Raw genomic sequence first — 25135 nt, 5'->3', positions numbered from 1 at the left:
GTGCCCCGCATTATCGCCGGACGACTCGGCGGACGCACCGTGCCGTCACCTCCCACGAACCGCACCCGGCCCACGAGTGATCGCGTGCGCGAAGCAGTTTTCTCAAGGCTCGACTCGTGGGGCGCCGTGCGCGGCTCGACGGTTCTCGACCTCTACGCCGGAACCGGGGCGCTCGCCTTCGAGGCACTATCGCGAGGAGCGGACTTCGCCGTTCTCGTCGAAGCGCATCGCCCCACGGCAAAGGCCATCAGCGAGGCCGCCCGAGCGCTTGGCCTCGAAGAAAGCCTGAGGGTCGAGTGCGGCCAGGCAAGCGTCGGACCCCGCCGGGAGGCCCCCTTTACGCTCGTGTGCGCCGACCCGCCCTACGCCGTTGCGACCGAAGAGCTTGTGAGCCTCGTGACCGGCCTCGGTGCAGCCGGCCAGTTTGCCGATGAGGCGACAATCGTGCTCGAACGTTCCGCGCGAAGCGAAAAAACTCCGCTACCCTCCTATTTCGTTGACGAGGGAGCGCGAGATTTCGGGGACACGAGAGTCGAATACTTCACCTACCTCGATCCAGCGATCACGGAGGCAAGCCGGTAGGCTTAACGCATGCTCACCGCCCTTATCCCGGGGTCATTCGATCCGTTCACTCTCGGGCACCTCGATCTCGTGAGGCGCGCGTATGCGCTCAGCGATCGCGTGATCGTGGCAGTCGCCCACAACCCCCATAAGAGCGCGCGCATCCCCTTCGACGCGCGCTGCGAAGCTATTCGTGAGACGCTTGCCCGCGAGGGCCTTGCCGACAGAGCGAGTGTTGACAAGCTGCCGGGTGGCCTCCTTGTCGAAGGCGCGAAGAAACTCGGCGCAACCCACCTCGTCAAAGGGATACGAAACGCCCAGGACCTCGCGTACGAGGAACCCATGGCGCGGGCCAATATGGACCTCGGCGGGCTAGACACGCTCTTCCTCTTGACCGATCCCGCTCTCGCGCACATCTCGAGCTCGCTCGTTCGAGAGATTTACTCCCTCGGCGGTGATGCGAGCCGCTATCTTCCGGATGCGTCAACGCGCGCCCTCACCGCCGCATACACAACGCCAGCCGCAGACTCAAAGGAGCAATCATGACCGACGCGAAGGGCAAGAACACCCCGCGCCCCCGAAAGAAGGACGCCCAGGCCGAAAAACCCTTCAACGCGGGGCTCGATCTTGAGATCGACGCGATCGATCTCATCCATAAAATCGGCTCGCAGCGCACCATTTCGCGCAAGGCAACCTCCACGCAGCCCGTGGGCGACCCCGAATTTGCCGTGAGGCCCGGCGACGACATCACGGTCGAGGCGAGCCTCGAATCGGTCGATGAAGGCATATACGTGACCGGGACGGCACACGCAGACGTCCATGCCGAGTGCTCGCGCTGCCTCGACCCGGTTGACGACCACCTCGACGTGCGCTTCGACGAACTGTTTAGCTACCCCGAGAAGGTTCCGGCCGAGCTCGAAGACGAGGACGTCCCCGTGCTCGAGGGCGATGTGATCGACCTCGGCCCTCTCGTTCACGACGCTTTTGCGATGGCCGCGCCCTACCAACCTTTGTGCCGCGAGGACTGCCCGGGCCTCTGCTCCCAGTGCGGCATGCGTATGGAAGACGATCCCGACCATGAGCACGTCATCTACGACCCGCGTTTTGCGGCGCTCGCCGGACTGCTCGAGCAGGACGACGATCGCGAGGGTGAGGAGAAGTGAGCCGCAAGCGCAAACGGCAGCCCATTCCGCACCTCGAGGATCGCAGCGGACTGTTGGCTTCGCTCCCACTGAAGGGCGAGCTCGATCCCGACCTGCTCGACCTCGCGCTCACCCACCGCTCCTACAGTTTTGAAAACGACGAGTGCCCGCAAAATGAACGCCTCGAGTACCTCGGCGACGCGGTGCTGAGCCTCGCCGTCGCCGACCACCTGTACCGCACCTACCCGGACGCATCCCAGGGTTCTCTTTCTCGCCGCCGCTCGACCGTCGTGAGCACGCGCGCCCTTTCACACATCGCACGCCTGCACAACCTTGGCGCCTACCTCAAACTCGGCAAGGGCGAGTCCCTTACGGGTGGGCGGGACCGAGATTCCGTGCTCGAGGATGCCGTCGAAGCGATTATCGGAGCCGTGCACCTGAGCCTCGGCGCCGAAGCGGCCCGCGTATTCGTGCTCGACCTCCTTTCTCCGATCCTCGACGACGACACGTTCATGCTCGGCGCATTCGACTACAAGTCGCGGCTGCAGGAGATCGGCGCGCTTCTCAGCGCTGTCCCCGCCTACACGTACGAGGAATGGACAGCGGGCGATACCGAACACTTCCGCGCGCACGTGAGCGTTGGCGAAACCCTCGCGGGGACAGGCGAAGGCACGAGCAAGAAGGGGGCCGAGATGGAGGCCGCCCGCAGGGCCGTCCTCGCGTACTACAGCGCACGCGGCGAGACATTCACGATGTTCGAAGAGTAGGGCAGGCCCGCGGTGCCCGAGCTTCCCGAGGTTGAGGTCGTCCGTCGAGGCCTCGAGCCGTACATGGCCTCGCGCGTGATCGAACGCGTCGAAGTGCTCGATGCGCGCTCGCTCAAGCGCCACGCTGGCGGCGCGGAAAGTTTCGTGCGGCAGCTTGAGGGACGCCGCGTTCGCTCGGTTGCGAGGCGAGGGAAGTTCCTGTGGGCGCCGCTGTCCGACGCCGGCTACGCTCCTTCGAATCCTTCAGCGCACGGCGAAGCGCTCGTCATGCATCTGGGCATGAGTGGCCAGCTTCGTGTTCGCGACGGGGCAGTGAGTGGGGCGCCTCAAGCGTCGGAACCGCACGTGAGCGAGGGGCCCGCGCCGGATCCCGTGACCCACCTACGCATTCGCCTTCACATGGAGGGCGGTGCGCGCATCGATTTTGTGGATCAGCGGATTTTTGGCGGGATGCACGTAAGCCCGCTGATCGGTACGGCCGATGCTCGTGCAGGGGGCGAGGGCACCGATCTTCCGCTCATTCCGCAAAGCGCGGCGCATATTGCCCGTGACCTGCTCGATCCTTGTCTCGATGAAGAGCTCCTCGTGCGCCGGATCCGTAGGCGCACGGCCCCCATCAAATCCGTCATCCTGGATCAAAGCACCCTCAGCGGGATCGGGAATATCTACGCTGATGAGGGCCTATGGGAGGCGCGGCTGCATTTCGCGCGCCCCGCGATCGGGATCTCGAGTCGAAAGGTCAAGGAGCTTCTGGGGGCGTGCCGTGAAGTCATGCAGCGCGCCCTCGAGGTGGGCGGCACGAGCTTCGATGCGCTATACGTGAACGTCGACGGCCGAAGCGGCTATTTCGCTCGGTCGCTGAAGGCCTACGGCAAGCACGGCACCCCGTGCCCACGGTGCAATCGTGCCCTCGTGCGGGCGCAATTCCAGAATCGCTCGAGCCACTTCTGCCCCTATTGCCAGCGCCTGCGCTAAAGGGTCTACAGAAGCACGGAGCGTGCGAGCGCGTAGCCGCACGCTCTTATACGCCCGCATAAAGGTGTTGTAGTGGGGCATTTGGTCCCCGTTCGGCTAGGATGTCCGGGTAGGACATGTGAGGATCACGATCAATCGAACTGGAGAGTACCGCGTGAGCGAAGTAAGCGGCGATCAGTACCGCGTCATGATTGTCGACGACCACGAAGTTGTGCGTCGCGGCATCGTTGCCGTCATTGACGCGGATGCCCGCCTCAGCGTTGTCGCCGAGGCAAGCACCGTTGGCGAAGCCAAGCGTCGGCTTCCCGCCGTCCAGCCAGACATCCTCGTCACGGACCTCCAGCTCCCCGACGGTACCGGAATCGACGTCATGAACGCGGCCCGCCAGGAGAACGAGAACCAGACCATGCTCGTGCTCACCTCGTTCAACGATGATGCGGCGATCCGCGAATCCCGCGCTGCTGGCGCCTCGGGGCTCCTCCTCAAATCCGTGCGCTCGGCCGAGATCATCTCGACGATCCTCAAGGTGGCGAACGGCGAAACCGCGTGGCCCGCGGGCGGCACGAGCGAAGACGAATTCGACTTCTCCGCCGTCGAACGCCGCATCGTTGAGTACATCGGTGACGGGCTCGCGAACCGCGAAATCGCCGACCAGCTCGGCGTCGCCGAAAAGACCGTCAAGAACCGCATCACGGGCATCCTCCACAAAATGGGGCTGCAGCGCCGCACTCAGGTCGCGGCCTGGGTCGTCTCGCGCCGTCGAGCCGACTGGAAGTAACGCCCCTGCGCCGCACTACTCGGCGATGATGGTCGCGCGCCAGCTCACCATCGTCCCCGGGTCGAGGCTGTAAAAATCAACCCAGCCGAGGTGGCGCCGCGCGCGTGCACCCATGTTCGCGAGCCCCGAGCGGCGCGTGATACTGGGATCGATGCCGCGCCCGTTGTCGCTCACGTTCACCTGGATGACCGTATCCACGCCCTCTTTGAAGAGCGTGATGCTCACGGAGACCGCGCTCGCGTGTGCGTGGCGCGCAACGTTCGCCAGGCACTCCTTCACGACCGCGACAACATCCTCCTTAAGTTCGCCCTCGATCGCGTCGAGCTCGGCGACCGGTGCCTGAAGGTGCAGCGACGGCACAAAGCCGAGGCCTGCGATCGCGAGCCCGCACTCGTGGCGAAGCCGCTGAGAGAGCGTCACCTCGACTGTCTCATTCCGCAGCGACTGGACGATCCCGCGGATTTCCGCGATCGAACGCTCGATGCCCGCGACAGAATCCTTAAGGCTCGTCGCGACCGGCCCTTCGTCTGAGTATTCAGGAAAACGCGAGGCTTGCGACATCACGGTCTCGAGCTGCATGCCCACACCGAAAAGCTCTTGGATGGCGAGGTCGTGAAGGTCGCGGGCGATGCGGTTTCGCTCGTTATTGAGGTCATCCTCGATGGCGCTGCGCCCCGTTGACCCATTGAGCGCGAACGAAAAGAGAGAGGCGAGCGAAGCGGCGCTCACGTTCTCGGCGTCGGTAAAAGCTGCGGTGGCGTCGGAGTCCTCATCCGCGAACCGAACGGCGATGAGTAATCCGCGCCTCGCGGCGCCCGCATCGATCGGAAACGCCACGAGTGCGCTCGTCGATCCCTCGGGAGCCGGGAGGTCCTCGTCGGCAAGAGCGCGCGTGAGGTCACCCCACGTGAGAGTCGCGAGTGCCTCCTGTGAGTCGTGATCGAGTACGAAAGGCAAGGGCGCCGAATCGGCCGTTTCCGACGAGTGAGAGACGGACGCTCCGAGTAGTTCAGCTTGAAACCGCCCCCGAACAAGCTCGCACACCCACGTCGAATCGTTCAGGGGGAGAAGCACGAGGAGCGAATCGGGCGAAAGAATCTCGAACGTGGAATCGGCCAAGAGGTCGAGGACATCGTCGGGGTCCTCGGCATTGAGTACCGCCGCTGTCAGCTCACTGATTCTTGTGGCGTTCGACATGGGTGCTCCCTTCGTGAGTCGTGTGGGCGTCGAGGTCGAGCACCGCCGCTCCCGATTCCTTGAAGCGCTGATCGTGCGTAATCACGATGACGGTCGCATCGGCCGCGAAGAACGCGCCCGGGGTGAGAATACCGTCCATGAGCTCGGCCGCCAGGTCAAGGTTGAGGTGTTCGGTAGGTTCATCGAGGATCGTCACCGGGGCGCCGTGTGCGATCGCGCGAGCGAGAAGAAGCCTTCGCCGCTCGCCACCGGAGACGTCCTCGCCGCCACTGCCAAGGATTGTGTCGAGCCCCGAAGCGAGCCCCGATACCCATCCGCCGAGGCCCGCGAGGTCGAGGGCGTGATGGATTTCTGCGTCGGTGAGATCGCCGCGCACGACACGAATATTCTCGCGAAGGCTCGTCGCAAACACGTGCGCGTCCTCGGCGTAAAACGACACACGTGAGGCGAGCGCGGCCGGAGAGAACGACGTGAGGGGAGTATCGCCATACACAACTTGCCCGCTCAGCGGGGTGAGAAGCCCCGCAAGGGTCAGGCCGAGCGTCGACTTTCCACGACCCGAAGCGCCATACACGAGCGTGCGACTTCCCGGGGTAAAGCTCAGTTCAAGCCCGTGTGCGAGCGGATGCTCGGCACTCCAGCCCGTCGTCAGTCCAGATGCACTCAGGACGGCGGGGGCGGGGCGTTCAGTGCGCGCGGGCGCGGGCGTGTCTTCGGCAGAAGTGGGGCCGACGGCTCGGCGGCCTTCGATCGCCGACTGCGCGTCTTCTGTCGCAGCGCGCAGAGCGTCGCGCACGCTCGAGCCTGCCCGAGTGTCGAACGCTGAGGCGATCGGGGTGTTGCCCGGATCGAGTTCGTGGAGGCGTTCAGCGGCGACAATCGACCGTGCGCGCTGACTGGCTGCTTGCGGGAGAACAGATGCCGCTTCAAAGCTCGACAACGGGGCGAGAATGATGACGCCGATGATGCCCGCCGTGTGGCCCATGAGGCCGCCAAGCAACCCCGTGGTGTCGAGGTTGTAGACGGCGCCCGCGGCGAGAATCGAGCCGAGAAGCGCGGGGATCATAGCGATCTGGGTGCTACTGCGCGCGAAAGCCGAGGGCACGGCCGCTTTGTCGAGGGCCGCATCAAACTGTTCCTGGGCGGCCTCTAGGTCGGCGAGGGTGCTGTTCCATTGCCCCTTGACGCGAAGGACATCAGCGTTGTCGAGGGCAAAAAGCGAGAGCGTATTGAGGCGAGAGCGGGCCTCGACGAGTTCGCGCTCCGCAAAGAGCGCCGCCTTGAAGGCGAAGAACGGGGCGATGATCGTCGCGAAGGCGAGGCCAACGAGCATGGCGAGTGCCGCAATCGGTGAGAATGGGGCGATGGTCGCAAGGATCGCGACTGCCATGACGAGCGCGACGAGGGCTGGTACCACGGCACGAATGACATCGTTCGCCATGTCTTCGGCGTCATCGCCGATACGCGCGAGTAGATCGCCGCGCCTGAGGCGCCCCGCGAGGGCGGAGGGAGCGCTCGCAAGCCCCGCGTACATGTTGGTACGCAGGCGCGCGACGCCGGTGAGGGCGGCATCGTGCGTGAGCAGGCGCTCGAAATACCGAAAGGCGCCGCGGGAGATGCCAAGAGCACGCACGGACACGACGGCAACGGAAAGATCGAGAACTGGCGGCATCGTCCACGACTTCGTAATGAGGTAGCCCGACACAACCGCGAGGGCAAAGGCGCTCGCGAGTGTCGCTGCACCTGCGGCGACCGCTGATGTGAGCTGGCGCGGGCCGATCTCCATGAGCTCATGCATGCGCGAAAGGGCGCGCGACGATATTTTCACGGGACGGACACCTCCGCGGCACGCACATCGATCACCTGGTCGGCGACATCGAGGAGAGCCTGCCTATGGGCGGTCACGAGGACGCTCGAGCCCTGTTCGCGCAGCGTCTCGAGCAGGCGAACGATCATCGCCTCGCTCGCCCCGTCAAGGTGCGAAGTGGGTTCGTCAAGAATGACGAGCGGTTTCGCCTCGAGGAGGGCGGTTGTGAGGGCGACGCGCTGGCGCTGACCGACGGAAAGCCCGGTCCCACCGCGGCCAAGTTCGACGTCCCAGCCGTGAACATCCGCGACGTGTGTGTCGAGACCGGTCGCACGTGACGCCCTCGCAATGAGGGCGCGTGCCTCTTCGGTTCCCGGGGCAATTCCCGCGGGAAGAGACTCGTGGAGGATCTCGCGCAGGGTGCCAGGGCCCACGACGGGGCGCTGAGGCAGCCATGCGATCTGCGCCCAGAGGCTTTCTCGATCGATCTCACTGAGGGCAATGCTGTTTCCCTCCTCGGTGCGAAGCAGCACGCTGCCCGTGGTCGGCGTGAGGAGCCCGAGGATGGCGGCGATCGTCGTCGATTTTCCCTCGCCACTCGCGCCGCGAAGGGCAGTAATCTGGCCGGGTGTGATGACGGCAGTGAGGTGGGCAGGCGCGAGACGGTCGCGCCCCGCAACGCTCAGATCACGCAGGACAATGCTCGTGCGCGATAGCGAGGGGGCAGCAGGGCGGGTGGCGTTGTCACCGGTTTCCACTTTGCCCGCCGCTGCGGGGGCATTGAGGATCTCGAAGGCGGCGTCGACAGCAGCGAGGCCATCCGTCGAGGCGTGAAACTGCTGGCCCACGAGGCGCAAGGGGAGATACACCTCGGCGGCAAGAACGAGCACGGCGATTGCCGGGAAAAGCTCCATTGCGCCGCCCACGAGGCGCAAACCAATGGAGACGGCGATGAGCGCAACGCCGAGAGTAGCGATGAGTTCGAGGGCAAAACTCGAAAGGAATGCCCACGCAAGCGTCGTCATTGCGGACTTCTTGTGTCGCGCGCCGAGGTCCGCGACGATGCGCTCGGATCCCTGTGCGCGGCCGAGCGCACGTAGCGTCGGGAGGCCTTCGACCAGATCGAGAGTCTCGGCCCACAGCGTGCGCATGGTCGCGAGAGAGCGGGCCGAGGAGCCTTCAGTCATTTTCCCGATGAGGATCATGAAGATGGGGATGAGCGGAAGGGCGATACACGCGACGATCGCACTGGTGAGATCCCATAGCGCGATCGCGGTAAGTGCGAGTGGGGTGACCGTCGCCGAAAGTGCAAGCTGCGGGACGTACCCCGTGAGATAGGGGCGGAGGTTTTCGAGCCCCGCGGTGGCGAGTGCGGCTGTCGAGGCGGCTTCGCCGGTGCGTCCGCGCGGGCCGAGACGCGCGTTCGTCTCGACGACGGCCCGCCTCAGTTCCCCGATCGTTTCGGTCGCTGCACGGTGGCCCGTGGCTTGCGTGTACCACACGGCGCTCGCACGAATCACAAGCGCGATCGCGAGCACGATGAGTGGGAAGGGGTTGTCGTGCGGCCATGTTCGGTTGGCGAGGAGATCCGCGCCGAGCGAGGCGACGCACCATGCGGTCGTGATTGCGCAAACAGCCTCCACGAGGCCCAAGACAACCGTGCGGATCACGTGCGCGCGAGCGCTGTGAACGTGACGGAGGAGTCTCGGATCAAGTGGAGGCTGTCGCTTTGCCAAAGGTGCTTTAGCTTTCCGTGTCGAAGGCTTCGCGGCAGCCCTCTTTCGCCTTTCGCGCGAGGTTCGCCGCGTGGGCGGCCGGGAAACCCTCGCCCGTAACGCGAGCGCGGAAGACCCAGTAGGCCCAAGCCTGGTAGGCGAGAACGATCGGGAGCAAAATGACGGTCGCGATCGTCATGACCCGAAGAGTGTACTCGGTGCTCGAGGCGTTCATGACGGTCAGCGAGAGAGCCGGATCATTGGCGGCGGGGAGCACGTTCGGGAAGATCGCGCCGAAGGCCATGATCGTGGCGAAGCCGATAGCGACCGACGTCGAGGCAAATGCGAGGCCCTCGCGCCCTGCGCGGTTGAGTACGAACGCCCCGATAAGGGCGAGCGCTGCGATGACGAGCGGGATCCACGTCCAGGCGTTGTTCGAGTAGGCGAGCTGGGCCCACAGGACCCACGCTGCCGCTGCGACGATGGTCGGGATGGCGATGACGCCCGCGAGCTTGTTTGCGTCGTCTCGGACCTCGCCCGTGGTGCGAAGCGCGAGGAACAGCGTGCCGTGCAGCCAGAAGAGGAGCACGAACACCACACCTGCGAGAAGCGCGAACGGGTTCAGGAGATCAAAGAGCGAATCAGTGACGACGCTCTTGCCGCCGGCATTCGCCTCCATGTTGACGCCACGCACGATGTTGCCCACGGCCACGCCCCAAATGAGCGCGGGCACGAGGCCACCGATGAAGTGGCAGATGTCCCACGCGAACTTCCACGACGCGCTCTCAACCTTATTGCGGTACTTGAACGCGCAGACGCGAACGATGAGGGCCACGAGAATGATGATGAGCGCGAGGTAGAAGCCCGAGAACATCGTCGCGTACCATTCCGGGAACGCGGCAAACAGCGCGCCACCACCCACGAGGATCCACACCTCGTTGGCGTCCCACACGGGGCCGATGGTCGTGATGATCTGATTCTTCCGCTTCTCCTCGCCCTTGCCGAGCGCGAAGACGTTCATGCCCACGCCGAAGTCGAAGCCCTCGAGAATGAAGTAGCCGAGGAACAGCACTGCGACGAGAATGAACCACAGGGTCTGTAGGAACGTTGCTTCCATGATTGTCTACTCCTTTCTCTCAGTAGCCGAAGCTGATGGTCGGGGTATCGATCTCAGCGGGAGCTGCACTCTCCTTCACGGAGAGCGAGCGCGGAGCCTTGATGTCCTTGCGGGCCTGGTTGCGCATGAGGTAGTACCACACGACCGCAAGCACGCCGTACAGAAGCGTGAAGACCACGAGCGAAACGATTACCTGCCAGCCTTCGTGGCCTGAGACGCCCTGCATCGTGAGCAGCCGTACGAGCGGGTCGCCGGTGGGTGACGGTGCGACGATCCACGGCTGACGGCCCATCTCGGTGAAGATCCAGCCGAAGGCGTTGGCGATGAACGGCATGGGGATCGCAAACAGGGCAAAGCGCGCGAACCAGGTCGAGCCCGAGGTGCGTGCCTTCTCGCCCTTGCCACGCGTGACCCAGAAGGCCCAGACGGCGAGAATGCCGGAGAAGATCGCGAAGCCGATCATGAGACGGAAGGACCAGTAGGTGACGAAAAGGTTCGGGCGGTAGTCGACGTCGACGGTCTTGCCGCTCGCATCGACGGCCGTGGCACCGAACTTTTCTTTGTATTCAGCGTTGAGCTCAGTCACGCCCTTGAGCGTTGCGTTCGGGTCATTCGTCGCGAGGATCGAGGTCACGTACGGGATTTCGATGATGTGCGAGATGTCGGTGCAGTCCTGAGAGAACGCGCGGGGACCCGCGACCGAGAGGATCGAGAAGCTCGCGCCCGTTTCGGTGTGGCACAGGGCCTCCGCCGAGGCCATCTTCATGGGCTGCTGCTCGAACATGAGCTTGCCCTGGAAGTCGCCGGATGCCAGGAGACCGACGGCGGACAGCACCATGACGAGGACTCCGAAGCGGGTTGCCGGACGCCATACGTTCTTCGCGAGATGGCCGGCAGCGGCCTGTTCCTCGCCCGAGAGGGTCTGGTCCTCGGCGCGCTTGTGGTTTTTCACCATGTGCCATGCGGCAATGCCGGTGACAAAGCAGCCGGCCACGAGCCATGCGCCAGCAATCACGTGAGGGAAGGCCGCGAGGGTCGTGACGTTCGTCAGGAGCGCGAAAATGCCGCCCTGCGCAGGGTCGAGCTCCGCACGGCCGGTTTCAGGGTTGAACACGGCAGCGACGGGGTGCTGCATGAACGAGTTCGCGGCAATGATGAAGTACGCCGAAAGAGTCGTGCCAATCGCCACCATCCAGATCGTGAGGAGGTGCAGACCCTTCGGGAGGCGGTTCCAGCCGAAGATCCACAGGCCGAGGAAGGTTGATTCCATGAAGAAGGCGGCGAGGCCTTCGAGCGCGAGCGGCGCTCCGAAGATGTCGCCCATGAAGCGGGAGTACTCAGACCAGTTCATGCCGAACTGGAACTCCTGGACGATACCGGTTGCGATACCGATGCCGAAGTTCACGATGAGCATTGAGCCAAAGAATTTCGTGATGCGCGTCCACGAATCGGCCTTCACGGGGTCTTTTGCGCGTACAGCGATCGTTTGCATGATCGCGACAAGCAGTGAAAGACCGATCGTGAGCGGCACGAAAATGAAGTGGTAGACGGTCGTGATGCCGAACTGCCACCGCGCGAGATCGAGCGCGTCCATGGGCGTCCTTTTCTAGAGAGGGACAGGGTGGTTCACCCTCAGGTTAGAAACCTCGAGGGTGCATGGTCGGGACCTTGGGCCCGATTTTGCTGATTGCCATTCTACGCCCCTAAGGCGTTTCTGGCCTGCGGTTTTTGCGTGTCGCCCCCATTGTTTTATGCAATGGGCGCCTCGCGAAAAGGACGCTGCCGCGGCTGGTGCGCCGCTGGTTGCGGGGTTATTGCTGCGCCGCGCCGCCGTTCGAGAGGCGTCCGACGGCTGCCTACCTGCGAGCGATTCGTGTCATCGTGTGCGATACTTGGCAGTGATGTTTGCGCCGACGCATCCGGCGTAAAGGATCCCCCGCTATCCGGTTGTCGCTCCGGCCACGCTTTGGCCGTGACGCAAGGCTTCGGGTGTCGCAGCGCTCGTGAAGAGCAGCGCGAAGGGGGAGGGTTAATTCGGCTTCCGCCCACGGGCGATGACATATGGCGGCTCCAGGATGCGCTGGGCCGCCCTAGAACGGAGCAGCCACATGGCTGAAGTGGGTTCCTATAACGAATCGTCGAGTAGTCAGGGCGCCTCGCGCCAGCGCCGTCGTGTCCGACGTGCCGCAGGAGCGCCCGCAGGGGCGCCCTCCGTAGCTGCGGAGCAATCGACTCCTTCCTCGAGTGCGCACACGAGCGTCGCCGCTCAAGGCAGTGCCGTCGTGAGCGACGCCAAGCCCCTCAATCTTCGTGAGCGTCGGCTCGCTGAGCGGGCTGCCAAGAAAGAGGCAGCGAAAGCAGGGAAGTCAGCAACAGGCATTCCCGCGAGCGAAGCTGCAAGGACTCATTCAGCTGAGCCGACTGACCAAGGCTCAGCCGTGAAAAAAGGTCGTGCGTCTGCAGCCGTCGATGAGGGGCGTACGGACCATGCCAAAGGGGCGCCGAGCGAGGTATCCGAACCCGCACGCGACACGGACACGCGAGAATCCGACAGTCGAGAAGAGGGCTCCTTCGGGGCTCACGACATTTCGCGTGATCTCAAGGCCCTCGCCGACTCTCGTCAGAGCGTCGAGGTAGCCGAAGAGTCGTCGGCCCCGGACATGCTCGGCTTTGCCTCGCTTCTCTTCCAGGCCCCCACCCCGACCTCGGAACCGAGCGTGACCGCGAGCGAGATCGACGATGACGAAGAGGCCAGCGATCTGTTCGCCGAAGCCTCCGTTGACATTACTTTTGGCGCTCCCGATCTCGAAGCCGCACGTCGTGCAGCTATCGAGCGTGCCGAGCGCGAGTCGCGCGAGGCTGCCCGCACTGAACGCAGCGCGAAGAAAAAGGGCTCCGATTCGGACTCCGCGAGCGAAGATGATGCGGAGACGGGCGCGAGCGACACCGAAAATTCCGAAGAATCCGACGGTGAAGGCACGCAGCGAAGCTCGCGCCGACGTCGCCGCCGTGGCGGACGCGGCCGTCGCGGTCGCGGAAGCAAGAGTGAGGACGACTCGCCCCAGGGCGAGAATGGCGAAGAGGAGCCCAAGGACGTCGCCGATCGCGACTCGTCGACCGATGCGGATGACAGCGATGACGAGGGCGGCACGTCGAGCCGTCGCCGGCGGCGCCGCCGCCGCACGGGCAGCTCAGGCGGCTCTGATGAGCCCCACCCCGACGACCCGCCGAACACCGTCGTCAAGGTTCGCGAGGCGCGGGACGAAGTCAAGGCTGTCAAGGGTTCGACTCGCCTGGAAGCGAAGAAGCAGCGCCGTCGCGAGGGCCGCGAGTCCGGGCGTAGGCGCCACTCGATTACCGAGTCGGAGTTCCTCGCTCGCCGCGAGTCCGTCAAGCGCACGATGATCGTGCGCGAACGACCGGGCCGAACCCAGATCGTGGTGCTCGAGGACAACATCCTCGTCGAGCACTACGTGGCGCAGAAGTCGCACACGTCGATGGTGGGCAACGTCTACCTCGGTAAGGTCCAAAACGTTCTCCCGTCGATGGAAGCTGCCTTCGTTGATATCGGTCGCGGTCGCAACGCCGTGCTCTACGCGGGCGAGGTCAATTGGGATGCCGCTGGCCTCGAGGGGCAGCCGCGCCGCATCGAATCCGCTCTCAAGGCGGGCGATCCCGTGCTGGTCCAGGTGACGAAGGATCCAATTGGCCACAAGGGCGCGCGCCTAACGAGCCAGATCTCTCTGCCTGGTCGCTACCTCGTTTATGTCCCGGGTGGATCGATGACCGGCATCAGCCGGAAGCTTCCCGACAAGGAGCGTGCGCGCCTCAAGAAGATCCTCAAGTCGATCGTTCCCGCGGAAGCGGGCGTTATCGTGCGCACCGCGGCTGAAGGCGCGAGCGAAGACGAACTCAAGCGTGACGTCGAGCGACTCCAGAAGCAGTGGGAGAAGATCGAAAAAGCGAGCGCCAAGGGCAAGAACGCCCCGACCGCGCTCTCAACCGAACCGGATCTCGCGATCAAGGTTGTGCGCGACATCTTCAATGAAGATTTCACGTCGCTCATCGTCGAAGGCGAAAGCGTCTACAGGGAGCTGCACGAATACATTAGCGAGGTCGCCCCCGATCTTCTCGAGCGCGTCACGAAACACGTGGGGGAGAAGGATTCCTTCGCGAAATACCGCGTGGATGAGCAGCTCATGAAGGCGATGGACCGCAAGGTCTACCTGCCCTCCGGCGGTTCGCTCGTCATCGATCGCACCGAGGCCATGACCGTCGTTGACGTCAACACGGGCAAGTTCACGGGAACTGGCGGTTCGCTCGAAGAAACCGTGACCCGTAACAACCTCGAGGCGGCCGAGGAGATCGTTCGCCAACTTCGACTTCGCGACATCGGCGGCATTATCGTGGTGGACTTCATCGATATGGTCCTCGAAGCTAACCGCGATCTTGTGCTGCGCCGCATGATCGAGTGCCTTTCGCGTGACCGCACCAAGCATCAGGTCGCGGAAGTCACGAGCCTTGGACTCGTGCAGATGACCCGCAAGCGCGTGGGCGCGGGCCTCGTTGAAACGTTCTCGACCATGTGCGAGGCCTGCAATGGGCGTGGCATTCAAATCGATCTCGACGGCCAGCATCATCACGAGCCGCCCGCCTTCGACGATGAGCCCAAGAAGTCGCGCAGGCGCTCCAAGAAGTCGCGCAACTCAGACGGCGATTCGAATAAGTCGGCGAAGCGAGAGTCAAAGGGGCAGTCCGCCGAGGAGAAAGCCGCCTCGGCGAAAGACGCCGTGCAGGATCTCGTCGATTCAAAGAATGCTTCGGACGTTCACAGGCTTGAAGACAACGAGGCTTCGCGTGCCCTCGCGCGCGCAACGATTGCCTCGATTGCCGCTGCGAGCACCGGTCATTCGGCCCCCGAGGTGACTGTTGACGGTCAGGTCATCGCGCCGGCTGAGGGCAGCGAACCCGTTGAATCAGCGGAGCCGCCCACGACTTCTGAGGCCCCCGCGGGTGCCTCCACTGAGACCGAGGACACTGCCGTGGGTCACAGCGGGGACGCGCAGGTCGAGTGACGTGATGAGTTCCACAGGATTGTCGAGCGTTTTCGCAGGTCGCGATGCCTGCAACGGTTGATTCTGGGGAATGCATTTCGTAAGCTATACGTCGGTGCATTTCGTGCCGTAGACTTTTCCTTCCCGCAGCGGTTCTCGCGGTCGCGCTTTCGGCAGTGACCGTGAAGCCCCGACCGGTGGCCCGCGCGGTTTGAGGGAAAACACCCAGCATAATTGTCAGCAACGAGAAAAGAGCAGTGACGTGGTGTACGCAATCGTCCGCGCAGGCGGTCGTCAGGAGAAGGTGTCGGTTGGTGACACCATCGTGATCAACCGCGTGGCCGGCGAGGCGGGCGACACCGTAGAGTTCGCTCCCGTCCTCCTGGTTGACGGTGACAAGGTGACCTCCGCGAAGGAAGACCTCGAGAAGGTCACCGTGACCGCTGAGAAGATCGAAGACTTCCGCGGTTCCAAGGTTCGCATCCTCAAGTTTAAGAACAAGACCGGCTACACGAAGCGCCAGGGCCACCGTCAGGAACTGACTCGGCTCAAGGTCACGAAGATCGCCTGAGCGATCTCAAATATCGAGAGAAGGTACTGACTCATGGCATCAAAGAAGGGCGTTAGCTCCTCGAAGAACGGCCGCGACTCGAACGCTCAGCGCCTCGGCGTGAAGCGCTTTGCGGGCCAGGAAGTTGGCGCGGGCGAGATCATCGTTCGCCAGCGCGGCACCCGCTTCCACCCGGGCCAGGGCGTTGGCCGTGGCGGCGACGACACGCTTTTCGCTCTCACCGAGGGCGTCGTCGAGTTCGCGCGTAAGCGCGACCGTAACGTGGTGAACGTGGTGGCCTCGGTCTGAGGCTGGCCCACTTTCACAGGTGAGGCGGGGAAGTGCCCAGCGGGGCCCTTCCCCGCCTCACGTTTAACCTCCCTGCACTCCAGAGCGGATCAGCTTAGGCTGGTGCCAAGAGCGCTCTTCGCGCATCCGCTCGCGTCGAAAGGCCACCATGGCAACCTTCATTGACCGCGCTGTTCTCCACATCACCGGCGGTGATGGTGGCAATGGCTGCGCCTCGATCAAGCGTGAAAAGTTCAAGCCTCTCGCGGGGCCCGACGGCGCCAACGGAGGCGACGGCGGCAACGTCATCCTCGAGGTCTCGCGCAATGTCACGACGCTCATGGACTTTCACCACCTCCCTCACCGTCGCGCCGAGTCGGGCGGATTTGGGAAGGGAGACTTCCGCGAGGGGACGAAAGGCGCGGATCTCGTGCTCCAGGTCCCCGAAGGTACCGTCGTGCGCGACAAGGAAGGAAACTTCCTCGCGGACCTCGTCGGCGAAGGTACGCGGTTCGTTGCGGCGCGTGGCGGTAAGGGCGGCCTCGGAAACGCAGCCCTCGCGAGTTCGAAGCGCAAGGCGCCCGGCTTTGCTCTCCTAGGCGAACCAGGTGAGGAACGTTCCCTCGTTCTCGAGATGAAGTCCATCGCCGACGTCGCCCTCGTGGGCTTCCCGAGCGCGGGTAAAAGTTCGCTCATTGCCGCGATGAGTGCGGCGCGCCCGAAGATTGCGGATTACCCGTTCACGACTCTCACCCCGAATCTCGGGGTGGTTGAGCAAGAGCAGTTCCGCTTCACGATGGCTGACGTTCCCGGGCTCATCCCCGGCGCGTCCGAAGGCAAGGGGCTCGGCCTCGACTTTCTTCGGCATATCGAGCGTTGTCACGTGATCGTCCACGTGCTCGACGCCGCGACGATGGAAGCGGAGCGCAATCCGGTCCACGATCTCGAGCTCATCGAAAACGAGCTGCGTACGTACGCTGAACGGCTCGATTCTGAGTCGAGTCGGCTTGGCCTCCCGCCCCTCATGGAGCGCCCGACGGTCATCGTGCTCAACAAAGTTGATATGCCGGACGGCTCAGACATGGCCGACATGGTGCGCGAAGAGCTCAAGGAGCGTGGTGTTCCCGTTCTCGAAGTGTCCGCCCTGACCCGCGCGGGTCTTCGCGAGCTTGCGCTGACCCTCGGAGCCCTCGTGGAGCGCCAGCGCCTCGAAAATCCCGACCCCGAGCGCGACGAGCGCCCCACGATCGCGATTACCCCCGAGGACCAGGATTCGGGTGGGTTTACGATCACCCCGGAGGAGTTCGAGGGGCAGCGCGTGTACCGCATCCGCGGTGACAAACCCGAGCGATGGGTGCGTCAGACGGCCTTCGCAAATGACGAGGCTGTGGGGTACCTCGCCGACCGTCTCAATCGCCTCGGTATCGAGGACGAACTCTTCAAAAAGGGCGCGAAGGCCGGAGACACGGTCGTGATCGGCCCAGGAGACGACGCGGTGGTGTTTGATTGGGAGCCGACCATGGTCACAGGTGCGGAATTCCTCGGCCAGCGCGGTACAGACATGCGGCTCGAGGAGCGTACCCGCCCGACGCGTCAGGAAAAGCGCGAGGTGCGCCGCGTGCGTGTAAAGGAACGCATGGACCGCATCAGTGCAATGGAGGCGGAACGTCAAGCAGGGCACTGGTCCGATCCTTCGAAAGACGACTGATGACGCGAATCGACAAGGTACGTATCGGGCACGGTGTTCACGACCCCGCACGGCTCGATACGCGGGCCTCTCTCACGCGCGCACAGCGCATCGTGGTGAAAATCGGTTCGAGTTCGCTCACGCTTCCAAGCGGTGACCTCAACCGCAACGCGATTTGGGCACTGGCTTCGAGCGTGTCGCGCCTCGTTCACGAGGGGCGCGAGGTCGTCATTGTCAGCTCGGGCGCGATCGCCGCGGCGCTTCGCCCGATGGGGTTTAACGCGCGACCCGAGTCGATCACCGATAGCCAGGCGCTCGCTTCGGTCGGGCAAGGCATGCTCATTCGTGAATGGTCGCAGGCCTTCGGCATGAGCAACGTGCTCGTGGGGCAGGTGTTGCTCACCGAGGACGACATGGTTCACCCCGAGAAATATAGGAACGTGCGGGCATCGCTCAACGCACTGCTCGCCGCAGGGGCGGTCCCCATCGTCAATGAGAACGACACGGTCGCCACTCGCGAGATCCACTTCGGCGACAACGACCGCCTCGCGAGCCTCGTCGCGCAAGTGACGGGAGCCGACCTCCTCGTTCTTCTCACCGATGTCGATGGCCTTTTCACACGCCCGCCTAAGGAACCCGAGGCCGAGAGGATCGCCTGTGTGAAAGATGCGGCGAAACTCGAAGGGGTCGAAATCGGCTCACGCGGGTCGACCGTCGGAACCGGTGGGATGGTGACGAAGCTTTCCGCCGCGCATGACGCCACCATTACGGGAACCGCGTGCGTTCTCACACTTCCCGCGAGATTCGATGCCGTTCTCTCAGGCGAGGATTTCGGCACGTTCTTTCCGGCGCGCACCACGGGTCGCCGGCGGTCTCGACTCATGTGGCTCATGTACGCGAGCCGCGGGGAGGGCACCCTGGTGCTCGACGAGGGCGCGGTACACGCGGTTGTCGAGCAGAGGCGTTCGCTTCTTCCCGTGGGAATCACGCGCGTAGAGGGCACGTTCGCGGCCGGATCTCCCGTGGACATCGCTGACAGCTCGGGGCGGGTACGGGCACGCGGGCTCACGTATTTTTCTTCCGACGCTATCTCGCGCATCATGGGGCTCACATCGGAAGAGATTGCCGCGCGCGAAAGCGAGATCGGGGTGCACACGGTTGTGCACAGGGACGATCTCGTGCTGCTGAAATAGACGCTTTGGTGGGAGAAATGCGCTATAAGTGGTGCTCATGAATGAGCAGTCCACGGTGACCGAGAGGGTCCACGCCATTGCTGCGCGCGCCAAGCGCGCCCAACGCACGATTGCACGCGAGAATCGCGCGCGAAAGGATTCCCTTCTGCGCGCGATCGCCGCGAAGCTTGACGCGGATTGCGCTCGAATCCTCGAGGCGAATGCCGAGGATCTAGCCCGTGCGGATGAGAGCGGGATTGATCCGGGTTTGAGAGATCGCCTCGCGTTGAACCCGTCTCGCATGCAGGCGATTACCGCTCAGGTGCGCGCGACTACCGCCCTTGCCGATCCGGTCGGCGAGGTTGTGCGCGGCGGGGTGCTCGAGAACGGGCTTTCGCTCACCGAAGTCCGCGTCCCGCTCGGGGTGATCGGCATGATCTACGAGGCCAGGCCCAACGTCACCGTTGACGCGGCAGCCCTCGCACTCAAGTCGGGCAATGCCGTCATCCTTCGGGGAGGAAGCGCCGCATCGTCCACGAATCGAGCCCTGGTGGAGTCGATCCGGACCGCGCTCACGGGCGAAGGGTTTCCCGCGGAACTCGTGGCCTCCCTCGATGACCTCGGGCGTGAGGGCGTCAGTGCCCTCATGCGCGCTCGGGGTCTCGTTGATGTCCTCATCCCTCGCGGCGGGGCGGGCCTCATCTCCCGCGTTGTCGAGGAGAGCCTTGTGCCGACGATCGAGACCGGCACGGGCAACACGCACATTTTTGTCGATGAAAGCGCGGATCTTGACCGCGCGATTGACATCGTGGTGAATGCGAAAACCCAGCGCGTGGGAGTCTGCAATGCGCTCGAAAACATCCTCGTCCACGAACGCATCGCCCAGGATTTCCTTCCGCGTCTAGCTGAGGCGCTCGCCCCGAAAAACGTGGTGCTGCACGCGGATCCCCGCTCCTATGCGGTGCTCCACGGCGGGCCCGCGCGCGTCGTGGAAGCTCGAGAGGAAGATTTCTTCACCGAGTACCTATCGCTGGACCTCGCTATCAAAGTTGTTGCCGATGTGCACGAAGCGGTGGAGCACATCCGTCTTCACACGAGCGGGCATACCGAATCAATCCTCACCGCCTCGATTGAGAGTGAACGGGCCTTTATCGCGGGACTCGACTCCGCTGTCATCATGGTCAATGCCTCGACGCGCTTTAGCGACGGGGGCGAATTTGGTTTCGGCGCGGAGATCGGGATCTCCACGCAAAAGTTGCACGCGCGCGGACCCATGGCCCTGCGTGAGCTCACGAGTACCACCTGGATTGTGCGAGGCGAAGGCCACGTGAGGGGGTGAGCTTCGCGGCGTAACCCTCGCGCGCGGGGCAATGTGTGGAACAATGGCATAGCCCCTCGATGGGATGAACGATTGCGAAAGGTCTGGCATGCACGCTGATTCTCTGATCCTCGCCGAAGAGGCCGCCGCACACGCTCACGGGCCGCACCCCGCCGTGTTCGGCGTCGCGGCGTTTGTGATCCTCATGCTTTTGCTCGTGATCACGTCGCTCTTCAGCGGTCTCCACCAGGAACCGTCCTCGAACGCGAAGACAGTCGCCGAGGTTGAGCGCGAGAACCGCCGCGGCACCTCCCGCTGAGACCTTCCACATGAGCGCAAAGCGCCGGATTGGCGTGATGGGGGGGACTTTTGATCCGATCCATCACGGCCACCTCGTTGCCGCGAGCGAAGTCCAGTCGGTTTTTGGTCTTGACCAGGTGATCTTTGTCCCCACTGGGCGCCCGTGGCAGAAGTCGGGCAAAGAGATTTCCGACCCCGAACACCGTTACCTCATGACGGTCGTGGCAACGGCTGCGAACCCGCGCTTTACGGTTTCGCGCGTCGATATCGATCGACCGGGGCAGACCTACACGATCGATACGCTTCGCGACCTTCGTGCGCAATTGCCGAACGACGACCTGTTCTTCATCACGGGTGCGGACGCTCTCACGAACATCCTCACGTGGAAGGACTACAGCGAGATTTTTGACCTCGCGCACTTCGTGGGGGTCACGCGCCCCGGCCACGACATCAACACCGATGGCCTCCCGCCAAGCGGGGTGACCCTCATCGAGGTGCCCGCAATGGCGATTTCGTCAACTGACTGCCGCACGCGCGTCAAGCGGGGGGTACCGGTGTGGTACCTCGTCCCTGACGGCGTCGTGCAATACATCAACAAATACAAGCTCTATCTAGGAAGTGAGCATGACGGGAACTGAGACGCAGCTTTCCGGTCGTCGGCACGGGCGCCGCGCTCGTGCAGTGAGCGGAGACGAGAACAACACGTCGGCAACTCGCGGCGTGACGGGCGATCTCACGCTTTATGCGCGCCGCACGGCGGTGATCCCTCCGGTCGCAGACGATCAGCTTCCCGAGCTGAAGCACTACACCGGCAAGCGCGCAAAGCGCCGCGCCGATGTCCCCGTGGAACCCGCGGTGGAGGCCAAGGCTGAAGTGCAGGGATCCTCCGAGCCAGTCGCGGCCGTGGAGACCGAAGACGGCAAGGCTGCGGAAAAGACCGCGCCTCAGGAGGCTTCGGCAGCTACCTCGGACCCCCTGAGTGACGATCTTCCCGCGGCTAGCGTCGGCACGAAGAAGGGTTCATGGCCCGGTGCCCGCTTCGGACGAGCAGTCGTAACCCCTGACGAACCCACGACTGATGCGTACGCGACCGCGACTCTCGATCCTCAAGAGCTCGACAATGCCGAGGGTGCGGACACTCCCGAGGCGAGCGACGCCATCGACGGGGCCGAAAACGTCGAGACCGCACTCGCAGAGCCGGCCCTCGAACCCACCGAGCAAGAATCAGCCGAGGCTGGGCAGGCGTCGGCCTGGACCTCGGTCCCCGCCGATCCCGAAACGTCGGTGCCGAGCGCTTCCGAGGCACTCGCACCCAAGCCTGCCGATCCTGAAACTGAACCCGCCCCCGTATACGAGACGAGCGACGGGACACCGCTCTCCGACGCCTCCGAGTGGCTCGAGGTTGGTGACCTTCCCGCCGATCAGGCACCTGAGCCGAAGCCAGCGGCTCGCTTCGACGGGACGGTGCTCGACAAGCCGAGTCGCACCTCCGGCGGAATCGGCATGTGGATCACGTGGTTGCTCGTCGCAGCGATCGCGATTACCCTCGTTGTGCTTCTCGTGACCGGCGTGATTGGCCCCGGCATCGCGAAAGCGATCGCCCCCATTCCCGAGACCGTTCCCTATGACCTTTCTGGAGGACTCGCTTCGTGACCGCAACCCAGGAATCCATTGACATGGCCCGCATCGCCGGGCAGGCTGCGGCCGACAAGCTCGCGGGCAACGTGATCGCGCTCGACGTGTCTGAGCAGCTCGTCATCACCGACGTGTTCGTTGTGTGTTCAGGCGACTCGGAACGCCAGGTGAACGCGATCGTCAATGGTGTGGAAGAGGAAATGTTCAAAGCGGGCTACAAGCCGAAGCGGCGCGAGGGCGAGAACGATGCTCGCTGGATCCTCCTCGACTTCACCGACATCGTCGTGCACGTCCAGCACGCGGAGGACCGCGCGTTTTACGCCCTTGAACGCCTGTGGCGCGATGCCCCGGCGATCGACTTGGATCTTGACCTCGGCCGCGATGCGGAGGCGCAGGAGAAGTAATGGCTTCTCACCTCATCCTCGTGCGTCACGGGCAAACGGACTACAACTATGCCGGCCGCATTCAAGGTGCCTCCGATATCCCCCTCAACGAGTCGGGTCTCGCCCAGGCACGTGCGGTGGGAGAGTCCCTTGCGAGGGATAAGAGCATCACGACCGTGTACTCCTCACCGCTCAGGCGTGCGATGGCGACGGCGGAGGCAATCGCGGCGCCTCACCGGTTAGAGGTTTCATCCGACGCTCGCCTGCGCGAACGCGGCTTTGGCGACTGGGAGGGGCTGACCCGCGAGGAGATCGAAAAGGGGTGGCCTCTCGAGTTTGCGCTGTGGCGCGCCGGTGTCTCGAGCGGGCTCGAGAAGGCTCGAGTCGAGCACAGGGCGGATGTCGCGCGTCGGTTCGATGCAGCCTGTCGCGAGTTCAGTGATCGTCACGAGGCCGGCACCGTCATCGTTGTCGCGCACGGCGCCGCGATTTCTCTTGGTCTGTCCGCGATGATTGGCGCGGGTCTAGGCGATTTTTATGGCCTTGCGAGTATGGGCAACTGTCACCGCGCTGTCGTGGAAGTCAGGCGAGCGCGCGAGGGCGCTGGGTGGGTGAGGCTCACATCACTGAACCTCCCGCCGGATTTCGCTGCCGCCCCATGAGCGTGTAATATTGCTGGAGTCGCTACGGCGACGCCCAAAAAATTGGGGCTATGGCGCAGTTGGTAGCGCGTCTGCATGGCATGCAGAAGGTCACGGGTTCGAATCCCGTTAGCTCCACCATGATGCTCTTACTCGAACCCTCGACAAGAGCAATGAACTGATCGGACAGTACGTCCAGGGAGAGCCCGCCGGTTTCGGCGGGCTTTTTCGTTTGCCCCGTGCTGTCGGGGGTGGCGTCGTGCTGTGCGTGTCGTGTCTCATGGACGAGTGCTCGGGTGTCTGGGCTGTAGATGACGTCGAATGGTGCCCGGGAGGTTGCCTCGACGTGGTGCTGGCCGTTGTCGTCGGTGGTGACGAGGAGTTTGTCGAAGAGGAGCTGGTTGAACATGCGGCGGATGTGCTCGGGGGCTTGCCGGTAGGTGTTTCCGGCGTGCTGGGCGATGTCGAGCGCGATCTCGATGAGTTCGTCGGCCTCGGTGAGGTCGGCGTTGAGGGCGTCCAGGCTCCGGGTCGTGGCAGAGAGTTCTGCGTCGAGGCGTTTCTGCTCGGTGCGGAGCATGTCGATGGGGATCGCGTCGTTGTAGTGGGCTTCGAGGAACTTGCGTTGGCGACGCTCGATGGTCTGCTTCGTGTTCTCAAGCTGTTCACGTTCGGCTTCCGTGTCAGCGCGAAGTTGCTTCAGCCCGTGCCGGAGGAGTGTTTCGACGCCGCGGCGAAACTCGGGCGCGAGACTGATGCGGTCGTAGAGGTCCTGGGGTTACCCGCAAATCGTGGACACGTAGTGGAGCTACCTAGTGGTTAGGCAGCTATTTCTTTTCTGCTAGTGATTAGACCAATTTGGTTCTCAAAGTCGACGGGGCTGACCATACCGAGTGCGGAATGTCGGCGTCGACGGTTGTAGACGACTTCAATCCAGTAGGCAACGGCCTTGCGTGCAGCATCACGGGTCGTCCAGCGCTTACGGTCGTAGAACTCGGTTTTAAGCGTCGACCAGAACGACTCAGCCATCGCGTTATCGAAGCACACACCAGTACGCCCCACGGACTGAGCAATGCTCAGGCTGCGGCAAACCTCCCAGAGCTGCTCGCTAGTGAATTGAGCTCCGCGGTCAGCGTGAAACACCAGCCCATCAGGAACGTCACCACGCAACGTGTGCGCCATCCGCAGGGCTCGCTCGACCAGGGAAGTATCTTGAACGCTATCCATAGCCCAGCCCAGCACCCGGCGGGAATGGCCATCGCGGACCGCGCACAAGTACAACCAGCCTTCACCGGTGCGCAAGTAGGTAATATCTGACATCCACACCCGGTTGAGCTCACCAGTATCAAACATGCGCTTGACCAGGTCAGGAAGCGTGGACTTACGCTTAGCTTGAATCGTTGTCACCGGGACAAAGGCCCGCGGTGAAATCCCCTCAATCCCCATCATGCACATCCGTTTAGCCACAGTCTTACGGTTAAGCGCAATGTGGTAGCGCTCGGCAAGTTCTGCGGTGATCCGCGGCGCACCATAAACCTCATCGGAGTCTTTCCAAATCCGGTGAATCTTGCGGTCAACATCATCGTAAAATGCTGCACGATCATCTTCGCCCGATAGTCGCTTCTGCTGCGTATGGGCCCATTTGTAGTATCCAGACCGAGACACTTTTAAAAGCCGTGCCATGCGCTTGATGCTGTAGTTCGCCTTCTCCTGCTGCATCAATTCGAACTTTTCTGCTCGCGTTGCTTCGCAGCGAAGAAGGCTGTCGCTTTTGACAAAAACTCGTTATCCATCTTGGCTTCAGCCAGCTCCCGACGAAGACGAGCATTCTCAGCACGAAGATCAGCCTCGCTCATCCCATCTGATGCTCCTCGGCGCTCACGCTCGAGTTTGACCCACCGGCCTAAAAGCCCGGCGGACACACCAATCTTCTTAGCCACATGAGCAATCGGACGCCGCGACTCTATTACCAGGTTCGCGGCTTCACGCCGATACTCCGGCGTGTACTTCTTGCGCTGTTGACTCACAATGAACATCCTCTCCTACGG

24 protein-coding genes and 1 tRNA gene are annotated in these 25135 nt (G+C 63.4%); 19 read left to right on the top strand and 6 right to left on the bottom strand.

Annotated elements, in window-relative coordinates:
• The 6 genes from FXY94_RS09110 to FXY94_RS09085 all read left to right on the top strand — a co-directional run bounded on the left by FXY94_RS09110 (position 1) and on the right by FXY94_RS09085 (position 4223).
• Complete coding sequence (locus tag FXY94_RS09110) at positions 1-582, top strand: RsmD family RNA methyltransferase (protein WP_016664739.1); 582 nt, start codon at positions 1-3, stop codon at positions 580-582.
• Between the two features lie 9 nt (positions 583-591).
• Positions 592-1107, top strand: a complete 516-nt coding sequence (gene coaD, locus FXY94_RS09105; protein ID WP_016664738.1) for a pantetheine-phosphate adenylyltransferase — start codon at positions 592-594, stop codon at positions 1105-1107.
• Complete coding sequence (locus FXY94_RS09100; RefSeq protein ID WP_016664737.1) at positions 1104-1724, top strand: YceD family protein; 621 nt, start codon at positions 1104-1106, stop codon at positions 1722-1724. Before coaD ends, FXY94_RS09100 begins: the two co-directional genes overlap by 4 nt.
• A complete protein-coding gene (gene rnc / locus FXY94_RS09095) occupies positions 1721-2470 on the top strand; it encodes a ribonuclease III (protein ID WP_016664736.1) in 750 nt (249 codons plus the stop codon). The genes FXY94_RS09100 and rnc overlap by 4 nt, the downstream gene beginning before the upstream one ends.
• A 12-nt stretch (positions 2471-2482) precedes the next feature.
• The gene (gene mutM, locus FXY94_RS09090; protein ID WP_016664735.1) at positions 2483-3445 is read left to right on the top strand and encodes a bifunctional DNA-formamidopyrimidine glycosylase/DNA-(apurinic or apyrimidinic site) lyase; all 963 of its coding nucleotides are present in this window, start codon (positions 2483-2485) and stop codon (positions 3443-3445) included.
• 154 nt (positions 3446-3599) lie between these two features.
• Positions 3600-4223 (top strand): response regulator, encoded by a 624-nt coding sequence (locus tag FXY94_RS09085; protein ID WP_016664734.1) that lies wholly within the window; start codon positions 3600-3602, stop codon positions 4221-4223.
• Positions 4224-4238: 15 nt separating this feature from the next.
• Here the strand turns inward: FXY94_RS09085 and FXY94_RS09080 are convergent, their stop codons facing one another.
• The 5 genes from FXY94_RS09080 to FXY94_RS09060 are packed head-to-tail and all read right to left on the bottom strand — an operon-like array spanning position 4239 to position 11653.
• Positions 4239-5420, bottom strand: coding sequence for a sensor histidine kinase (locus FXY94_RS09080; protein ID WP_016664733.1), 1182 nt, complete (start codon positions 5418-5420; stop codon positions 4239-4241).
• Positions 5395-7248, bottom strand: coding sequence for a thiol reductant ABC exporter subunit CydC (cydC, locus tag FXY94_RS09075; RefSeq protein ID WP_016664732.1), 1854 nt, complete (start codon positions 7246-7248; stop codon positions 5395-5397). The genes FXY94_RS09080 and cydC overlap by 26 nt, the downstream gene beginning before the upstream one ends.
• A complete protein-coding gene (gene cydD / locus FXY94_RS09070; RefSeq protein ID WP_147594914.1) occupies positions 7245-8963 on the bottom strand; it encodes a thiol reductant ABC exporter subunit CydD in 1719 nt (572 codons plus the stop codon). Before cydD ends, cydC begins: the two co-directional genes overlap by 4 nt.
• A gap of 7 nt (positions 8964-8970) precedes the next feature.
• Positions 8971-10059 (bottom strand): cytochrome d ubiquinol oxidase subunit II, encoded by a 1089-nt coding sequence (cydB, locus tag FXY94_RS09065; RefSeq protein WP_016664730.1) that lies wholly within the window; start codon positions 10057-10059, stop codon positions 8971-8973.
• A 19-nt stretch (positions 10060-10078) separates the two neighbouring features.
• Positions 10079-11653, bottom strand: a complete 1575-nt coding sequence (locus FXY94_RS09060; RefSeq protein WP_016664729.1) for a cytochrome ubiquinol oxidase subunit I — start codon at positions 11651-11653, stop codon at positions 10079-10081.
• Positions 11654-12167: 514 nt separating this feature from the next.
• Between FXY94_RS09060 and FXY94_RS09055 the strand changes: the two genes are divergently transcribed.
• From FXY94_RS09055 to FXY94_RS08995, 13 genes are all read left to right on the top strand, one after another.
• Positions 12168-15134 carry an Rne/Rng family ribonuclease gene (locus FXY94_RS09055; protein WP_016664728.1) on the top strand — a complete coding sequence of 989 codons (2967 nt, stop codon included), beginning with the start codon at positions 12168-12170 and terminating at the stop codon, positions 15132-15134.
• Positions 15135-15375: 241 nt separating this feature from the next.
• Positions 15376-15684 (top strand): 50S ribosomal protein L21, encoded by a 309-nt coding sequence (gene rplU, locus FXY94_RS09050; RefSeq protein WP_016664727.1) that lies wholly within the window; start codon positions 15376-15378, stop codon positions 15682-15684.
• A gap of 33 nt (positions 15685-15717) precedes the next feature.
• Complete coding sequence (gene rpmA / locus FXY94_RS09045) at positions 15718-15972, top strand: 50S ribosomal protein L27 (RefSeq protein ID WP_016664726.1); 255 nt, start codon at positions 15718-15720, stop codon at positions 15970-15972.
• A gap of 148 nt (positions 15973-16120) precedes the next feature.
• Complete coding sequence (obgE, locus tag FXY94_RS09040; protein ID WP_016664725.1) at positions 16121-17659, top strand: GTPase ObgE; 1539 nt, start codon at positions 16121-16123, stop codon at positions 17657-17659.
• Positions 17659-18831, top strand: a complete 1173-nt coding sequence (gene proB / locus FXY94_RS09035; protein ID WP_016664724.1) for a glutamate 5-kinase — start codon at positions 17659-17661, stop codon at positions 18829-18831. The genes obgE and proB overlap by 1 nt, the downstream gene beginning before the upstream one ends.
• Positions 18832-18868: 37 nt before the next feature.
• Positions 18869-20149, top strand: a complete 1281-nt coding sequence (locus FXY94_RS09030; protein ID WP_016664723.1) for a glutamate-5-semialdehyde dehydrogenase — start codon at positions 18869-18871, stop codon at positions 20147-20149.
• Positions 20150-20237: 88 nt separating this feature from the next.
• Positions 20238-20447, top strand: coding sequence for a hypothetical protein (locus FXY94_RS09025; RefSeq protein WP_016664722.1), 210 nt, complete (start codon positions 20238-20240; stop codon positions 20445-20447).
• A gap of 10 nt (positions 20448-20457) precedes the next feature.
• Positions 20458-21066 (top strand): nicotinate-nucleotide adenylyltransferase, encoded by a 609-nt coding sequence (gene nadD, locus FXY94_RS09020; RefSeq protein ID WP_016664721.1) that lies wholly within the window; start codon positions 20458-20460, stop codon positions 21064-21066.
• Complete coding sequence (locus FXY94_RS09015) at positions 21053-22081, top strand: hypothetical protein (RefSeq protein WP_016664720.1); 1029 nt, start codon at positions 21053-21055, stop codon at positions 22079-22081. The genes nadD and FXY94_RS09015 overlap by 14 nt, the downstream gene beginning before the upstream one ends.
• Complete coding sequence (gene rsfS, locus FXY94_RS09010; protein WP_016664719.1) at positions 22078-22467, top strand: ribosome silencing factor; 390 nt, start codon at positions 22078-22080, stop codon at positions 22465-22467. Before FXY94_RS09015 ends, rsfS begins: the two co-directional genes overlap by 4 nt.
• Positions 22467-23108 (top strand): histidine phosphatase family protein, encoded by a 642-nt coding sequence (locus FXY94_RS09005; protein ID WP_016664718.1) that lies wholly within the window; start codon positions 22467-22469, stop codon positions 23106-23108. Before rsfS ends, FXY94_RS09005 begins: the two co-directional genes overlap by 1 nt.
• A gap of 44 nt (positions 23109-23152) precedes the next feature.
• Positions 23153-23228, top strand: a tRNA-Ala gene (locus FXY94_RS09000).
• A 139-nt stretch (positions 23229-23367) separates the two neighbouring features.
• The gene (locus tag FXY94_RS08995; RefSeq protein ID WP_147594913.1) at positions 23368-23910 is read left to right on the top strand and encodes a hypothetical protein; all 543 of its coding nucleotides are present in this window, start codon (positions 23368-23370) and stop codon (positions 23908-23910) included.
• Here FXY94_RS08995 and FXY94_RS08990 read toward each other — a convergent pair.
• A protein-coding gene (locus FXY94_RS08990) for an IS3 family transposase (protein WP_096883315.1) occupies positions 23907-25123 on the bottom strand; the annotation gives its coding sequence in 2 pieces (ribosomal slippage) (positions 23907-24862 and positions 24862-25123; 1218 coding nt in all). The two genes, FXY94_RS08995 and FXY94_RS08990, sit on opposite strands and share 4 nt — an antisense overlap.
• Positions 25124-25135 lie beyond the last annotated feature (12 nt).

This window comes from Dermabacter jinjuensis, from assembly GCF_902381725.1.
Classification (GTDB): Bacteria; Actinomycetota; Actinomycetes; order Actinomycetales; family Dermabacteraceae; genus Dermabacter; species Dermabacter hominis.
This window is presented reverse-complemented; position numbering and strand designations above follow the sequence as displayed.

Coding starts and splice junctions, on each gene's coding strand:
- FXY94_RS09030 (WP_016664723.1), top strand. CDS start 18,869: ATGAATGAGCAGTCCACGGTGACCGAGAGGGTCCACGCCATTGCTGCG.
- rpmA (WP_016664726.1), top strand. CDS start 15,718: ATGGCATCAAAGAAGGGCGTTAGCTCCTCGAAGAACGGCCGCGACTCG.
- FXY94_RS09025 (WP_016664722.1), top strand. CDS start 20,238: ATGCACGCTGATTCTCTGATCCTCGCCGAAGAGGCCGCCGCACACGCT.
- obgE (WP_016664725.1), top strand. CDS start 16,121: ATGGCAACCTTCATTGACCGCGCTGTTCTCCACATCACCGGCGGTGAT.
- FXY94_RS09060 (WP_016664729.1), bottom strand. CDS start 11,653: ATGGACGCGCTCGATCTCGCGCGGTGGCAGTTCGGCATCACGACCGTC.
- proB (WP_016664724.1), top strand. CDS start 17,659: ATGACGCGAATCGACAAGGTACGTATCGGGCACGGTGTTCACGACCCC.
- FXY94_RS09015 (WP_016664720.1), top strand. CDS start 21,053: ATGACGGGAACTGAGACGCAGCTTTCCGGTCGTCGGCACGGGCGCCGC.
- cydB (WP_016664730.1), bottom strand. CDS start 10,059: ATGGAAGCAACGTTCCTACAGACCCTGTGGTTCATTCTCGTCGCAGTG.
- FXY94_RS09005 (WP_016664718.1), top strand. CDS start 22,467: ATGGCTTCTCACCTCATCCTCGTGCGTCACGGGCAAACGGACTACAAC.
- FXY94_RS09100 (WP_016664737.1), top strand. CDS start 1,104: ATGACCGACGCGAAGGGCAAGAACACCCCGCGCCCCCGAAAGAAGGAC.
- FXY94_RS09055 (WP_016664728.1), top strand. CDS start 12,168: ATGGCTGAAGTGGGTTCCTATAACGAATCGTCGAGTAGTCAGGGCGCC.
- coaD (WP_016664738.1), top strand. CDS start 592: ATGCTCACCGCCCTTATCCCGGGGTCATTCGATCCGTTCACTCTCGGG.
- FXY94_RS09080 (WP_016664733.1), bottom strand. CDS start 5,420: ATGTCGAACGCCACAAGAATCAGTGAGCTGACAGCGGCGGTACTCAAT.
- FXY94_RS08995 (WP_147594913.1), top strand. CDS start 23,368: ATGGACGAGTGCTCGGGTGTCTGGGCTGTAGATGACGTCGAATGGTGC.
- nadD (WP_016664721.1), top strand. CDS start 20,458: ATGAGCGCAAAGCGCCGGATTGGCGTGATGGGGGGGACTTTTGATCCG.